At 57.6% G+C, this 14,282-nt stretch carries 14 protein-coding genes; 9 read left to right on the top strand and 5 right to left on the bottom strand.

Annotated features, from left to right (window positions below; all coding sequences use genetic code 11):
• Nucleotides 1–89: 89 nt before the first annotated feature.
• The 4 genes from J5N58_RS24920 to J5N58_RS24905 all read right to left on the bottom strand — a co-directional run bounded on the left by J5N58_RS24920 (nt 90) and on the right by J5N58_RS24905 (nt 4,973).
• Complete coding sequence (locus J5N58_RS24920) at nt 90–716, bottom strand: hypothetical protein (protein ID WP_112830000.1); 627 nt, start codon at nt 714–716, stop codon at nt 90–92.
• Nucleotides 717–774: 58 nt separating this feature from the next.
• Nucleotides 775–3,060, bottom strand: coding sequence for a polysaccharide biosynthesis tyrosine autokinase (locus J5N58_RS24915; RefSeq protein WP_112830024.1), 2,286 nt, complete (start codon nt 3,058–3,060; stop codon nt 775–777).
• Between the two features lie 43 nt (nt 3,061–3,103).
• Complete coding sequence (locus tag J5N58_RS24910; protein WP_162708285.1) at nt 3,104–3,787, bottom strand: hypothetical protein; 684 nt, start codon at nt 3,785–3,787, stop codon at nt 3,104–3,106.
• Between the two features lie 103 nt (nt 3,788–3,890).
• The gene (locus J5N58_RS24905; protein ID WP_244712521.1) at nt 3,891–4,973 is read right to left on the bottom strand and encodes a polysaccharide biosynthesis/export family protein; all 1,083 of its coding nucleotides are present in this window, start codon (nt 4,971–4,973) and stop codon (nt 3,891–3,893) included.
• Between the two features lie 382 nt (nt 4,974–5,355).
• Between J5N58_RS24905 and J5N58_RS24900 the strand changes: the two genes are divergently transcribed.
• The 3 genes from J5N58_RS24900 (at nt 5,356) to J5N58_RS24890 (ending at nt 7,747) form a co-directional block, all read left to right on the top strand.
• Nucleotides 5,356–5,964, top strand: a complete 609-nt coding sequence (locus J5N58_RS24900) for a transglutaminase-like cysteine peptidase (RefSeq protein ID WP_112830003.1) — start codon at nt 5,356–5,358, stop codon at nt 5,962–5,964.
• Between the two features lie 496 nt (nt 5,965–6,460).
• Nucleotides 6,461–7,342, top strand: a complete 882-nt coding sequence (locus tag J5N58_RS24895; RefSeq protein WP_244712523.1) for an alginate lyase family protein — start codon at nt 6,461–6,463, stop codon at nt 7,340–7,342.
• Between the two features lie 207 nt (nt 7,343–7,549).
• Entirely contained in the window at nt 7,550–7,747 is a 198-nt protein-coding gene (locus J5N58_RS24890; protein WP_162708287.1) for a KTSC domain-containing protein, read from the top strand.
• Here the strand turns inward: J5N58_RS24890 and J5N58_RS24885 are convergent.
• Complete coding sequence (locus tag J5N58_RS24885) at nt 7,725–9,176, bottom strand: O-antigen ligase family protein (protein ID WP_244712525.1); 1,452 nt, start codon at nt 9,174–9,176, stop codon at nt 7,725–7,727. The two genes, J5N58_RS24890 and J5N58_RS24885, sit on opposite strands and share 23 nt — an antisense overlap.
• Nucleotides 9,177–9,189: 13 nt before the next feature.
• Here J5N58_RS24885 and J5N58_RS24880 point away from each other — a divergent pair, with 13 nt between their 5' ends.
• The 6 genes from J5N58_RS24880 to J5N58_RS24855 all read left to right on the top strand — a co-directional run bounded on the left by J5N58_RS24880 (nt 9,190) and on the right by J5N58_RS24855 (nt 14,067).
• Nucleotides 9,190–9,702, top strand: a complete 513-nt coding sequence (locus J5N58_RS24880) for a hypothetical protein (protein WP_244712535.1) — start codon at nt 9,190–9,192, stop codon at nt 9,700–9,702.
• A 367-nt stretch (nt 9,703–10,069) separates the two neighbouring features.
• Nucleotides 10,070–10,564, top strand: a complete 495-nt coding sequence (locus J5N58_RS24875; protein ID WP_244712537.1) for a glycosyltransferase family protein — start codon at nt 10,070–10,072, stop codon at nt 10,562–10,564.
• Nucleotides 10,561–11,043, top strand: coding sequence for a glycosyltransferase (locus J5N58_RS24870; protein ID WP_112830007.1), 483 nt, complete (start codon nt 10,561–10,563; stop codon nt 11,041–11,043). The genes J5N58_RS24875 and J5N58_RS24870 overlap by 4 nt, the downstream gene beginning before the upstream one ends.
• Before the next feature lie 362 nt (nt 11,044–11,405).
• Nucleotides 11,406–12,206 carry a metallophosphoesterase family protein gene (locus J5N58_RS24865; protein ID WP_112830008.1) on the top strand — a complete coding sequence of 267 codons (801 nt, stop codon included), beginning with the start codon at nt 11,406–11,408 and terminating at the stop codon, nt 12,204–12,206.
• A gap of 85 nt (nt 12,207–12,291) precedes the next feature.
• Nucleotides 12,292–12,993: a DUF6030 family protein gene (locus J5N58_RS24860; RefSeq protein ID WP_113467472.1), complete on the top strand. Its 702-nt coding sequence runs from the start codon at nt 12,292–12,294 to the stop codon at nt 12,991–12,993.
• A 651-nt stretch (nt 12,994–13,644) separates the two neighbouring features.
• A complete protein-coding gene (locus tag J5N58_RS24855) occupies nt 13,645–14,067 on the top strand; it encodes a low affinity iron permease family protein (RefSeq protein WP_244712539.1) in 423 nt (140 codons plus the stop codon).
• Nucleotides 14,068–14,282: the final 215 nt, after the last annotated feature.

Genomic DNA, 14,282 nt, shown 5'->3' with positions numbered 1-14,282 from the left:
CGATATTCTATCTGTTTGATTTTGCGCTATTCCTAAGGCAAACCCGATTTACGTTCTTGCTGGATACTCGAACCGGCCAGCGTGCCGCTTTATGGCCGGCACCAGGGAAGCCTGGAACCATCTGCATCGCCAGCGATTTCGGCGAGGTAGGAGCGGACTTCCGGTCGCGCGGGCGGGAGACCTTTGACACTCCAGGAAAAGCGTTGGCTGCAAGCCACCTTCACGTCGGCCTTCCAGATTGGGGCAAGCGCCGAAAGACCGATGGGGGAAAGACGGCCGAGCAACAGAAGACGGGCACGCAGGACATCCGCTTCCGCGGGCGCATAAAGCTGCGACAACCGCATGAAATGTTCAAGCGAGGTCGGAACTTCGGCGATGGCCTGCCGCACCATGGCCATCCGCAGCCAGAAATTGCCATTGGTCGGAAGACATGACACAGCGTGCAGCAGATATGCATCCGTGCGGTTTGCGATTTCCACCCATTGCGGAAAGTCCCTTATCTGGTCGATCCCATCGAGCCGTCTCAGTTCAACGGTCAAACCCGACTTTACGACATCAGACAGGCACACGCCCTGCCCGCCCACGGCATCCGCGGTGTTCCCGGCGCGTGAAATACGGTCTTCGCCGACCGGAATTCCGCTTTCGACGCGACCCGCAACGCGGCCGATTTCCGTGAAGTAAAGCCGCTGGCGCAAGTTCATGAATGCGATAAGCATCACCGCCAGGGCTACACAAATCAGAAGAAGGCCTATGGCGTCGTTTATCCGGAGACGCCTATATATTCTCATTGTAATACTTAGAGTACGAGCGGTAGTAATACTCCGAGGAACCGTATTTCTGATAGAGCTTCTGCTTGCCCTGGTCGACCTTGTTGAGGATGACGCCCACGCACTTGTTGAACAGGTAGCTATCGGCTTCCACGGACTGGCGGACAAGGCGCCTGCTGACCTTGCCCCATTCCACCACCAGAAGGAATGCATCGACCATGCCTGCGAAGGCGCGTGCATCGACGACCGGCGCGAGCGGCGGCAGATCCACGATGATGTAATCGTTGCTCTCCGAAAGCCGCGAAAGAATGGCCTTCATGCCGGGAGAATTCAGAAGCTCCGATGAATGCGGCACACGCTGCTTGATGACGGCAGGCAGGAACCGCAATCCGGTTCGCGGATTCACCAGGCAAAGACGGTCGAGATCCTGACTGCCGAGGATAGCCTCGAGAATGCCGCTCTGTGCATGCTGCGCGAGAGCCCGGGTTGCGCCCGGGTTACGCAAGTCGGCATCGATCAGTGTGGTTCTCGCTCCCTGAGCCGCGAGAAGCTCGGCGAAATTGACGGCAATCGTGGACTTGCCTTCGCCCGGCAGCGTCGAAACGATGCCGATGACTTTCGTCTTCTTTGCAGCGCAGGCCAGATCGACGGCGATCTTGCTGTTGCGAAGGGTCTCCGCAAAGGAAGACAGCGGATGATCCACGACATAGTCGTAAATCGGACCGAACTTCGCCACCGCCCGCGGATCGTTGCCCGGCTCGGACAGGTAGCGGGAGTTGTCGTCGTTCGCCATCAGCGGCGCGGTACCCAGGAATTCCAGACCAAGCGTCGAGCGAATCTGATCGCCAACCCGGAAGAAGCGATCCCTGAACTCCCTGACGGCACCGATACTGGCGCCTGCAAAAAGGCCCAGAGCCAGAAAACCTGCCAGCACCACGATCTTTTTCGGATGGCTCGGTCGGGTGGCAACCGCAGCACGCGTGATGATTCGGGCATCCGTCAGCGGGAACGACTGCTGCTGTACGGCTTCCTGGTAGCGCTGCAGGAATGTCTGATAGAGATTGCGATAGGTCTCGGCTTCGCGCTCGAGTTCGCGCAACTGAACCATGGTTTCGTTCGCGCTCGCACTGACCCCCGTGGCGTCAGCCACACTCGCCGCCAGGGTCTTCTCGCGGGCCTGAGCAACTTCAACCTCGCTTCGATAACTCTGCGCGATACGATTGAGCTCATCAAACATCAGCCGCTTGTATTCCTCCATTTCCGCCCGCAGCCTGACGGCCTGGACGTGGCGAGGTCCGAGCTTGGCGGAAATCTGCGCCTCGAGCTTGGAGGCATTGAGGTATTTCGTCCGCAATTCGTTGGAAATGCTGCTGTCCAGCACATCGGTCACGATGGCGTCGGTCTGGCCCGAGGCGATGATCTCCTCAATACGCTGAAGCTTTGCCTGGGACTTGGCGACATCCGACTGTGCAACAATCAGAGCGCTGTTCAGCTCGGCGAGCTGTTGATCGGAAACCAGCTGATTGCCTGCCGTCACGAGGCCGTTGGCACTCTTGAATTTCTGGACCGCAAGGTCTGTATCAAGGGCCTGCTGGCGAAGCTCCGCGATACGCTCGAGAAGCCAGTTGCTTGCCCGCCGCGTTGCGTCGTACTTTGAGTTCAGGCTGTCTTCGAGATAGGCCTCGCCGATTGCATTGGCGACCCTGGCGGAAAGATCCGGGAAAGGCGAAACATATTCGACGGTCAGCACATAGGATCTGCCGACGCGTGTCACGGCTATATTGCTTCGGACGCCGGCTGCGGCATCGAGCTTGCGCTGTTCCAGATCGACATCCGCGCCTTTCTCATCGGAAGAGAACCACTCGGACACGTTCACGATACCGACCACCGTCCGGTACAGCGTCTTATACAAAGACTTGAACGACGCGTTGAACTGCGGGTCGTCGACCAGCTTCAGCTTGTCGACCACCGAAAGGGCAATGGTCTGTGACTTCAGAAGCTCGACCTGGCTGAGAACGGAACCCTCATCGTCCATAACGCCGCCGCCCAGGGTGAGCTGATCGGCAAACTGCTTGTTGTTGCGGTCGATCAGTACGCTGACCTGGGAGGTATAGAGCGGCACTGCCGAAAGCAGATAAACGATGCCCAAAAGAAGCCCGGCCGCCATGCAGGCTGCGACGACAATCCATTGTCGCCGCACGATGGAAAACACGGCCTCGACATCGATAACTTCCGAATCATGCTCTCGCGGAGATCCGTTGACGACTGACTCACCGTATAGTTCACGGTTCAAAAGCTGCACGATCTCGCCTCGACCAGTTGTTGGACGGAATTACTTAAAGTCCGCTCGGGCTCACGACGGTCGTCGTGGTTCCGCCCCCTCCCGAACTTGCAAAAAAGCCACCGGATGCGCCCGAGAACGATGTCCCGCCCGCCTGCGATGTCGGCGTTGCGGCTGCACCCGTGCCACCGCCGGTGCCACCTGCGCCACCGCCAGTGCCTCCCAGAGCTCCCGCGCCACCGTCGTCACCACCCGCAGCCCCCGCTCCAAGCGCCGCAGTCTCGACTTCACCGGTCGCACCGGCGAACGCCGCCTGGAAAATCGTATTCGTGACCTTTGCGGCCTCCTCCTGGATGCGCGCCGCATAGGCGAGGTCAGTCGGATCGGTACTCGCGCTCAAAACGCGGACAGCCCGCGCAAGACCGGCGGCAATGCTGCCGATCTGTTCGTTGTTGGCCGAGGACACCAGTGCCAGCAGCGGCGCGAGCGTTTCCTCACTGGAAATCGCGAGACCGCGAACCTGCAGCGACAGCGAGGCCGGCGAAATCGTGTCGACCAGCAGGGATTGCGGCGCGTTCAGGAAGGCCTGAACTTCGGCCTGAGACAAGGGACCTCCCTGCCTGACCCCAAGGGGTGCCGGCTGCGACGCCTCTTGTGCGAAGGAGACACCAGCAGTGACGGGAACTGCACAGGCACCCGCCAATGCGAAAAGTAGAAACTTGCCAGTCTTCATGTCCATCACGTCTTTGCTCCTTATTTTTGCTCGCGCTGTTCTTATATTTCAGGAACATCATCGAGCAACAGCAAAACTCTTTTTCAGTTAATCCTGCAATTTTGTCATCTTAGAGGTCTTCAATCGCGTCTCTTGTCGAAACTACGTCCGAACTTACGCCGGAAGCTGTCGAGGAGATCGAATTGACAAGGTTGAGGAACTTGATGATTTCAACCGAGTCGGAGTTCGAGATGTAGAGAACGTCCTTGTCCTGCATCGGGAACTTCTGGACGGCGAAGAGCGCCGCCGGATCACGCAGATCCGCCCTGAAGACAACCGGGATCTCGTCACCCTTGAATCTTGAAACGTCAACACCAAGATTGACGAGCAGCTTGCGAGGCGCCTGACGATAAAGCAGGACCTGTGCCGGATTCGCGCGGGAATCCAATAGGCCGCCCGCCTTGCCCAGGCCTTCGCCGAGCGTCAGGTTCTCTTCCTCGAAATCGAACCTGCCGTTCGTGCCGGTCGCACCGAAGGCCAGGAAGGTCCGGCGCTCGCGCTCGGCAATAATGGTGTCGCCGGGCGCGACGTAGATGTTTTCGGCCGGGTTCGCGAGAAGTTTGTCGAAACGTATGCGGGCGGTACGACCGCGGCGCTGCACGGTGACGTAGGTTTCCGCATTCGGCGTACTCAGACCGCCGGCCTCGGAGATCGCATCGAGAACACGCTCGCCCGCATCAGTAAGCTGAACCTTCATCGGGTCGTTGACATCACCCAAAACGGCCACCTGAGCCGACTTGCTGCTGACCTTGGTAATCACGACCTGCGGCTCGATCGCCTTGCTGGACAGCAAGTCCTCGACTTCCGCCTGAACATCCTCGACCTGACGACCGGCAGCGCGGACACGGCCGGCATAAGGTACGCTGATCGTGCCATCGCGCCCGATGGTCTGTTCGGGCAAGGTTACATAGTTACCGGGACGGCTGCCCGCATCCGCAGGAATGAAGAGGCCGCCCGCCTGGGATTCGAAGACTGCGACCTGAACGATGTCGCCCGCTCCGAGCGGAAGGCTCGGCGGACCACCTCGCGAATTGCCAAGGCTACCCAAACCCGCTTCCGTCGTCGTATCGGAAGCATAGGCAAGCAGAGCCTTATTTATATCCACCAAGGCGTAGTCGATACCGACAGACCGCTTGGACGATGCATCGGTCACCTTGACCGTTGCCTTTTCTTCCACTGCCCGGCCAGTTGGACCAGAGCTTGACGTGGCCGTACATCCTGTAAGAGCAACAACTGACGTAGACAAAAGCAGGCCGGCGGCGAAAAGCTTCAAGTTCAATCCCCTCACTCAAGAAACATGCATTTTTCGCGTCTGCAATGCGAAAACATTACCGTTGCACCGCAGCGCCGAACGGTGCGGATGCTCACAGTACCCCATTTGGGTGGGACTTTATACGCAGTGCAGCATTGAGTCCACTTAGGAACTGCAAAAAACGTAAAATGCCATCAATCGACTTAAGCCGGATTAAATTCAATTTCTGTAATGTCTCCCCAATGAAGGGCACTGAACAAGTGTAAAAGAGACGGGGAAGAACATGTTTTATAGCAAAGCGCTGTCCGTCGGACTCGCAGTGATAATTTCTGCCGGTTTTGCATCTTACTCTTACGCAGTTCCACTCGGCGGCCTGACGAAAGACTTGGGTCGAAACCGGGCAATACAGCTTATAGCTGTCAGCCGACCGACGCTGGCGCCCTACGCCCATGTCCGTTTCTGCGTGCAGAATCCTGACGATTGTCAGGCCGGAAATCGGGGAAACGATATCGTTGACCTCACCCCCGCCAAGAAACTGGAGTTGCAGCGCATCAATCGGGTGACAAACCGGTCGATACGACCGCAGAGCGACGAGGCCGGCAACGACGAATGGAAAATCGGGGGAGCGGCCGGGGACTGCGAAGATTTCGCCCTGACCAAGCGTCGCCACCTCATTGACGCCGGTTGGCCGGCCCAGGCATTGCGCCTCGTGGTTGCACGAACCTTCGACGGCGAAGGCCATGCCGTGCTTGCGGTTGCGACGTCGGATGGCGATCTCATCCTCGACAATCGGACCAACACCATCAAGGAATGGCGCAAAACCGACTTGCGTCTGCTCAAGATCCAGTCGGGTGAAAACCCGCGCCAGTGGTACGATATCGGTCGTAAGTGACCGCTTTCGGAGCCTCGTCCAATTCTGGGCAGGATCGGGCTGGAGCCCTCATGAGCGGGCCAACGAACAAGAGGACGCGGAAAACGCGGGTCATCGGCGTCCTTCCTGATATGCAGCAAAGAGGCGCTCTCTTCATTGCTTGACAAGATAATGTCTCGTTTCGACACTATGCTGCCGACGAAACGATCCGGAAGTCCAAGGTCTTTCCACGTCAAGCAAAAGGGCGAATCGAGTGAAAACAGCCTCTTCGAAGTTTGGCAGGTTCCTGCGGAGGTTTGCGGCATGCGCGATCGGGCTGTCCCTCTGGTCGACGGCTATCCCTTCCCATGCCGGCGACTTACGCTATCCGCTCGTGCTTTCTGAAATTCCTCCCACGTCCGAACGGTACGACGAACCCTTCGTCTGCAGCAAACCTGTTCCGCCGATGGTGGACATGTCGAATATCGGTACCTTCTACAAGCCCGGACCGACCCAGTCCGTCGTCGATAAGGAAGCGATGGCGGCCTATGTCAAACGCAACAAACCGATCGACGATGCCGCGGCGTCTCTAAAACTCATGATCCGGCGTGCCATAAATTCCCCTGGCGACCGTGGGCGAATCGGTCCCTGCATTATGCGCCAACTTGCGGTTTGGGCCAAAGCGCATGCGCTGCTCGGCAATCTCGACGACAACGATCCAAAGGGGCGCAGACAGGCAATCCTGATTACAGTATTCAATATGAAGACCTTCACCGATGCCTATGCGGTCGCTTTCCAGCTGGGTGCACCGACAACAGACCAGCGGAAGCTGGTAGAAGGCTGGCTCGATCAACTCGGCGACGCGATCGTCTCCGAATTTACGCCCCCTTCCCCGCCTCGCCCCAAGAAAGACCAATGGCTCGATCGAAATGCCAATACCCGGTATTGGGGAGCTTCGGCTGTCGGGCTTGCGGCAGCGCTTACGCAGGATGAACGCAAATTCGACTGGGCCATGAACGTCCTGCAGACCGGCCTTGCGGAAAGCGACACCGACGGCAGCTTTCCAATGGAACTCGCGCGCGGCGGCAGGGCTCTCAGCTACCAGAGCTTCGCCATGAAGGCGCTGACAATCCTGGTGGTGCTGGCCGATAAGAACAACCGGGCGCTCTCCGATGTGTCTGAACAACGTCTTGCGGCCACCGCGCGATTTTCGGTCGCCGCTTTCGAGCAGCCGGAACTGATCGCGAAACGGACAGGAATGGAGCAGATGAAGGAAAGGGCGATGTCGGAATGGATGCTGCCCCTCAGCCAACATTTTTCCGTTAGCGACCCTGGCTTGACGACGCAATTGCGCACCACAGCGTCTGCTTTCGACTGGAGCAAGAACAACTATATGATAGGGCTTGCGGGAGCGAAATAACGCAGCCTACCGAAAAGCCAATCGCCCGCTTTTCGGGTGGAATCGTATCTTCAATAGTTTCATGAAGGTAAGGCACGAGCAGGGTGCCGCCGACAATTGACAACCTATCGTAAACCATGGAGACTGATGCTGCTTCTGGAGGAAAGCCGGGGGTGCTTTGCACCCTAGCGAAAACGAACCCCTTTTTTTGGCGAAATGGGAGTGTCGATGGAAAAGACAGAAGTCAAGTCACGCCTCATTGCTTCGGCGTCTTATGACGACCGGTCTCACCTGCTTTATATTCAACTTCGCACCGGCGAAACAAAGTCTCTGGTCGCTCCGCGTTCCATGTACGAGAATCTGATCAACGCCGACTCACCCGGCTGGTATTACACGCGCCACATCAGCCCCCTCGCAAAAGGCTAGGTTCCGCAACGGGCGGATTTGCAGCGCCGGACGCACTCCGCTTTCGTCGCATCCCGCGACGCGAGGACGCGGAATGCGGAACTGTGCTCTGGGATTTGCCGAGAGATATGGTCACAAGCGGCGCGAGCATCAGAGAAAACGCCAGGGCAAAGCCCGGAATCTGCAGCGAAAAATCCACCGCAGAATGCAGGGCGACGAGCAGTAGCGTCGCCAGTCCAAGACATCCCGCAAACCTGTATTCGCGACGCTCGCGGATTCCTCGAACGAATATATAAACCAGACTTGCAACGACAATGACCAAAGCGATCGGAAACATGATTCCGAGGCCAAGCGTGCCTTCAAGATAGACATTGTGTGCCTTGTCCCAAACACCGAACACACCGCATGAAGGATTGCGATAGGCGGGAAATATCTCCTGGAAGGAGGCAAGACCGCCCCCCCATGGGAAATGATCCCTCACGCTCGCGGCGATCCCTGGCAGAGCGCAGAATCGCGGATCCTCCGCGCCGCGAACATCGGCGCGCAACACAACATTTCCGCCGATCACCCCAAGAATGGCCAGAAACACCAAAGGCAGGCCAGCAAAGAGCCACAGACGCCTCAGCAACCGTCCTTCCGGTCGACGGGTAAATCCTGCTGTACCCATGCGGCTGTAGCGGGTCGCCCCCAACAGAATACCCAGCAAGGATAGGCTGACAAAGGTCGCGCCAACGCCCGCACGCGACTTGGTCATGACCAATGCGAGGAGGGTCATCACAAACAGCAGGGCATAGATCAGGTTCGACCATCCTGATACGCTGCCTTTGTGCCACTGTTGCCCGGGTTGAAGAAGGGCAGCGAAGAGACGCCGGAATTGCACGTCCTTGGTCGAGCGCCACAACAGAGCAAACAACAGAAGGGAGACGATCCCGAAGAACGTGGCGGCGGTATTACGATTGACGAAGAAGCCGGTAAGGCTGTCCAGATAAGCGGCCTTTTCGACAAAGAGCAGTGTCTTCGGCCAGAAGACGAACTGGATGATCGAAAAGATTGCGACGACACCTCCAACGATGCCATAGAGCCTCAATGCACGTTCGGCGAGCCGATCCGTTCCAAAGAGGAGCAGCGACAGCATGAAGGCCCCGAACGGCAGAGCAATTTTGAGATAGGCGCCGAGATCGTCGCCAGGCGTCACCGAGATACTTCCTGATATCTCCGGGTTCAACTTGCGGACTTCGAGCCAGGCGGGATGGATCGGCCAACCTTCCGGCAATGGCGCGATCTGAAACAACACCCACGCTAGAATTGCCAGGAGCACGAGAAGGCAGATCGACAACGGCAAACGGGCATTTTCGGAAATACCGGCCGAGATCGCCGTCAAGAGAAGAAGGATATAAACGAGCCCCGTCCCCATGGCGACGGTAATCGGATCGTTGGCGCCATAGTTCAAGAGGCAGACAGCGATGCTGAACCAGAAAACGCCTGTCAGGAAAAACGTGAACCGCGATCTCGATACCGTTTTCCTATCCGGTTCCGCAGCAAGACGTCTTTCACTTGTTCGCATTCACTCGCCCCGAATATATCCGCCGCATTCCATTATTCAGCCGGTTCTGCCAAACAAAAACCCGACATCTTCTCCCATCTCGAAGCGGTGCATTGTGACCGCCTTTCGCATGGCACCCCTGAGGAAACTCCGCACCGTTTCCATGCCGCGCCTGCCTCTTTTTCGCACAGCCCCCGATCAACTGCGACGCAGCAAATATAGTCCGGACACAACCTGCGCCAACGTCCTTTTTTGGGATTGCAACACTATTATCGTGAGCATTCACGCAACGGCCAATTCGGCATCACATCCAATAAAAATCAGTAAAATCAATAAATTACCTTATCGACATCCTGATTTCGGCACTCACATGAAAGATGATATTGCAACGCAACATATTGACAAGCCCCAATCCATGAGAAACAAAAGTTAGTATAAAATTCGGAAAGCCTGACGGTAAACGGTCGCTTCACGCGCCGTGAGAGTAACTCGCTTTGTAAAGAGTGGACGATGAGGGTTACCATCGACATGCCGCAACCGCAAAACGCCGCGGGGCCCAAGCCGTTCAGCGCGAAAGGCTGGTCGGCTGCGGTTTTCCGCGACGCGGTGGGTTTCCCGATGAATGATCGCACCGATTTCAATAACCCCAAAAAGGCCGATCTTTTGCGATTGATTCGAGCAACAGTTTCGGAGGGCTTATCGCGTATCTCCATCCAGAGCGTCGCTCGCCTATCTGTGCACCCCGGTCGTCATCCTGTCATGCGGGTTTTTGCACGCCGGCTCCTTGCAGGATGCCAAGTGTGTCCTTCCGGGATTTCAACATCAACCAATCATGGGTTACGAGCATGAAGAACACCATTCTTGCGGTCGCATCCAGCGGAGGTCACTGGCAGCAATTGCTGCTCGTATCGGAAGCCTTCGAAGACATGTCGCCGGTCTTCGTGACCACAAAGGCAGAACTGCTCAAGCAGGCGGGAAAAATTGACGGTCATGTGGTTGCCGATTGCAACCGCAATCGTCCACTCCTTACCCTCACCTGTATCAGCCAATGCGCGCGCATCGTCTTTTCCCGTCGTCCCAAGGTAATCATTTCCACCGGCGCGGCCCCGGGAATCATCTGCATTGCCTTCGGCAAGCTCATCGGTGCCAAGACGATTTGGATCGACAGTTTCGCGAATGTTGAAAAGCTATCCATGTCCGGGAAAATAGCCCGCTATCTTTCCGACAAATGGCTGACGCAATGGGAGCATCTGAGCGATACGACAGGTCCGAGCTATCATGGAGCGCTGCTATGATCGTCGTCACCGTCGGCACCCAACTTCCCTTCGACCGGCTGATCCGCATGATCGATGAGCTCGCGCCTTCACTCGAGCACGATGTCTTCGCCCAGACCGGAGTCGGCACCTATGTTCCGAAAAACATGGAGTGGAGTTCGACGGTCGAGGCGTCGGATTTCGACAGCAGGCTGAAGGCTTGCTCGGTCATCGTTTCCCATGCCGGGATCGGCACGGTGCTGAAAGCCTACAAATATGCCAAGCCGATCGTGCTGATGCCGCGGCTATCGTCCCTGGGCGAACATCGCAACGATCATCAACTTGCGACCGTTTCCCAGCTTCGCCGGCGCGAGGGCATCTACGTGGCCGAAAACAAGCAGGAACTCGAAAGCCTCCTCAACCGGAAGCTCGATCCGGCCAAGCCATCCGATGACGTTGCCGCAAGCGCGGAGAGACTGCGCGGTTACGTGCGCAACTCGATTCTCGAGATGCTCGCCTGACCCTTCCTACACAGAGCATACGGCATGATGACGCCAAGATCTCGAGGCTGACGCGACCGGACCGATCCTCGCGAAAAGCCGAGGTCGGTCTGTTTCCGGTTCGATTCATTGCGCATTTACCGGATGGCCTTTCCACACGACGGCCGATGCACGCATCTTCCTGCGCCGTGCCGGGTTGCCGAAGCCTGCATCCTCTGTCAGAGCTTTCCTTTCGCGTCTTCGACCTTACGACGGCGGAATCGGCTCGCTTCGTTTCCATGTCCGCGGAATTGCCATCTCCGCGGTGCAGGAGGTTCCACTGCGATATGCCGGATTTAACGGGACGCGTCGCAGGGTTCGGTCAAACAGGGATTTCTGAGTGAATGCTTAGTATCTGGAGATCACTCTTCGGAACTCCGCCGAAGGAGGAAGCGCCAGCCATCCGCCGTCGGCGCATCGACCTCGGCGAGGCCCTACCGCCCTACACGCTTTATGCGATAGGGGACGTGCATGGCTGCCTCGACGAACTTCTTTCCGCGGAAGAGCGCATTCGCGAGGACATACTCGCAAGTGAAACGCCGGGTCTCGTCATCTATCTCGGCGATTACGTCGACCGGGGGCCACAATCCGCCGGCGTTCTCAATCATCTGAGCGGCCCCAATCAAGACAAGCGGATGCGCAGGCTGCCGCTGTGCGGCAATCACGATTCGATCTTCGCCGCCTTCGCCAGGGATCCGATGAACCATCTGGACTGGCTAGACTTCGGCGGCCGCCAGACAATGCTTTCCTACGGCATCGATATCGACGAGTTGCTGACGCGGGGCCGGGGCCGGCCGGAAGAGGTGGCCCGTGTCCTCTCGCAGGCTATTCCCGCACGGCATTTGTCCCTGATCGAGATTTTGCCCATCAGCCTGCGTGTCGGCCCTTATCTCTTCGTACATGCAGGGGTTCGCCCGGGCGTTCCCCTGCAAGAGCAGACCGACGAGGACATGCTCTGGATCCGCGAGCCTTTCCTCGCCACCGGACCGCAGTTGCCGCTCACCGTCATCCACGGTCACTCTCCCGTTTCGGAACCGGATTTCGGACCTTCGCGCATTGGCATCGACACAGGGGCGTATCTTTCTGGTAAGCTTTCGGTGCTTAAGATTGCGGAGGGCGTGCCCTCCCTGCTCCATCCGTCATGAAACAAGGCTCACGGCATGCGCCTTGGGCAAGGTCATGCATCGCCCGACCGGAGTTTGGCCGGCAGACAATCGAGCGGTTCCCAGAATGACGCCTGAACCATTGGCGCATAGCCCGAGCAAACCACGGAAACCGGCCTGGACACCGTTCCTGGTTTTCTTCCTTGTCTTCACGATTCCAGTTACGGCAACCGTCCTGCTCGCCAATGGCGGACGCAACCTCATGAGGATCGCCGCCATGCTGAACATCGATCTTGCCCCAAGGCAGGAGACGACCGTTGTGAAAACAGGCCGGGCGAAGAGCTCTTCCGCCCGACCGGCCATCCTCGCCCGCTCGTTTGCGGCCTCTGATGCGGTGCGCATTTTACCGATGGCACCTGACCGCACTCCCGAAGAAACCTGCCTCGGCCTGAAATCGATCAGCCCCTCTGCCGATCCCGTCTTTACACCGGCGAGCGGGGGTGCCTGGGAATGCACGGCAACCACCGCCTTTGCGGACACGTCGAACTCGATCTTCCTGCAGATCAGGGGGGCGGGGCGGCGGGTCAGCTTCATAAGGATCAAGTACAACCTCTTGGACCCTTCCCATCTCGGTGAAATGTTCAATCAATCCATGCAGCTCGTCCGGCATGTCCGGCCGGAGGTCGATACCGCCGATCTGGCGGAGATCGAGAATGTCATGGGAGCCGGGCGGGAAAAATACATCATGTACGGATTGGACAGGGTCATCCTGAAGCAGGAAATGATGGATAGCCGACGTTACAACCTGCTGATCACCACGGCCGGATAGCTTCCCCTTACCTTCCTCGCTGCGCCGTCGATCCCTATGGAACGGCCATTCGATCTCGGCGGCGTCCCCTCCACACATCGATTAGCTGACCGTTTTGCTCGGCTGCCGGGTCGAATCGGTAAACGCTCTTTCTGGTGGACGGTAGGACGAAGACGTCGCTGCGGGCTTGCAGGCTGGCTGAAATCGCTGGTCTGTTGCCACGAGGCGGCTGCCGCTACTCTTCGGGGAAGGAATTCCTATTGCCCATAGGCATTCCTTTCCCTGGAGGAACCGGCTCGACACGAGGTTGGCGCCTGCCAGCGCGGCCATCGAAGCCTCCAGAAAGTCACAAAGCAGCACCTCTTCATTTCTCGTGTCACAAGCGGATCGGAACGATCGAGCCGTGAAGATAGCAAGCATTTGCCGTTGACCGCGCAGCATTCAAATAATCCATTTTTGAAGTAAGCTCGGGCTCATGAAAACGCCCGGCGGATGGCTAAGCCGTTTCAAGAACGAAAGGATTGGGTACTTCAGAGGAGATACGGGAGGAAGTCCCCGTTTTCGAGGAATGAGAAAGCGATACTGAGCCTCCTCCCTGATCGGGCATCCGCGCACGCGGGACCTTTCCGACCGCTCCTGCGTTCAACAATGGTTCAAGCCGGAGATTGGGCGATGTCAAAAAGAAGGAACAAGCAAGGGATCTTCGAGAGTTTTGCCGGCGTCATCGCCGAATGGACCGGCAAGCCGATCGTGTTTACCACCGCCGCGGCTCTTATCGTCGTGTGGGCAATCAGCGGGCCAATCTTCGACTATTCGGAAACCTGGCAGCTCATCGTCAACACCGCGACCACCATCATAACCTTCCTGATGGTCTTCGTTCTTCAAAATTCGCAGAACCGAGATGGACGAGCATTGCAAGCCAAACTCGACGAACTCATCCTGAGCAGCCATGCGAAGAATTCCTTTGTCGGAATAGAGAATCTCGACGACAAGGAACTCAGAAGACTGATCGGGCGGCTGGAAGAACAGGCCGATACCCTGAAGGAGAAAGCAGACGGGAAGCTCGGCGACGCGGACGATGCTCTACCGGAGTGAATAAGAGAACGCCATGCATCGGTCTCCGATGACATGCGCGTAAAAGCGAAGCATTTGTCGTTTGGGGAGACCGCCGAAGCCATCGAAGGCCCGGATGTAGATGATCCCCGTCGTTCAGAGTGTGTATGGCGTTCAGGAACGCAAAAGGCCCCGCGGTGGGGGCTCTTGGGATCACAGGGATTATTGGTTGCGGGGGCAGGATTTGAACCTGCGGC

It is taken from the genome of Paenirhizobium cremeum, from assembly GCF_022884085.1.
Taxonomy (GTDB): Bacteria; Pseudomonadota; Alphaproteobacteria; order Rhizobiales; family Rhizobiaceae; genus Allorhizobium; species Allorhizobium cremeum.
This window is presented reverse-complemented; position numbering and strand designations above follow the sequence as displayed.

Bases quoted from the DNA above. Each gene is read 5' to 3' on its own strand.
- J5N58_RS24920 (WP_112830000.1), bottom strand. From the start codon at position 716: ATGCTTATCGCATTCATGAACTTGCGCCAGCGGCTTTACTTCACGGAA.
- J5N58_RS24910 (WP_162708285.1), bottom strand. From the start codon at position 3,787: ATGGACATGAAGACTGGCAAGTTTCTACTTTTCGCATTGGCGGGTGCC.
- J5N58_RS24900 (WP_112830003.1), top strand. From the start codon at position 5,356: ATGTTTTATAGCAAAGCGCTGTCCGTCGGACTCGCAGTGATAATTTCT.
- J5N58_RS24895 (WP_244712523.1), top strand. From the start codon at position 6,461: ATGGCGGCCTATGTCAAACGCAACAAACCGATCGACGATGCCGCGGCG.
- J5N58_RS24890 (WP_162708287.1), top strand. From the start codon at position 7,550: ATGGAAAAGACAGAAGTCAAGTCACGCCTCATTGCTTCGGCGTCTTAT.
- J5N58_RS24880 (WP_244712535.1), top strand. From the start codon at position 9,190: ATGCTGAACCAGAAAACGCCTGTCAGGAAAAACGTGAACCGCGATCTC.
- J5N58_RS24870 (WP_112830007.1), top strand. From the start codon at position 10,561: ATGATCGTCGTCACCGTCGGCACCCAACTTCCCTTCGACCGGCTGATC.
- J5N58_RS24865 (WP_112830008.1), top strand. From the start codon at position 11,406: ATGCTTAGTATCTGGAGATCACTCTTCGGAACTCCGCCGAAGGAGGAA.
- J5N58_RS24860 (WP_113467472.1), top strand. From the start codon at position 12,292: ATGACGCCTGAACCATTGGCGCATAGCCCGAGCAAACCACGGAAACCG.
- J5N58_RS24855 (WP_244712539.1), top strand. From the start codon at position 13,645: ATGTCAAAAAGAAGGAACAAGCAAGGGATCTTCGAGAGTTTTGCCGGC.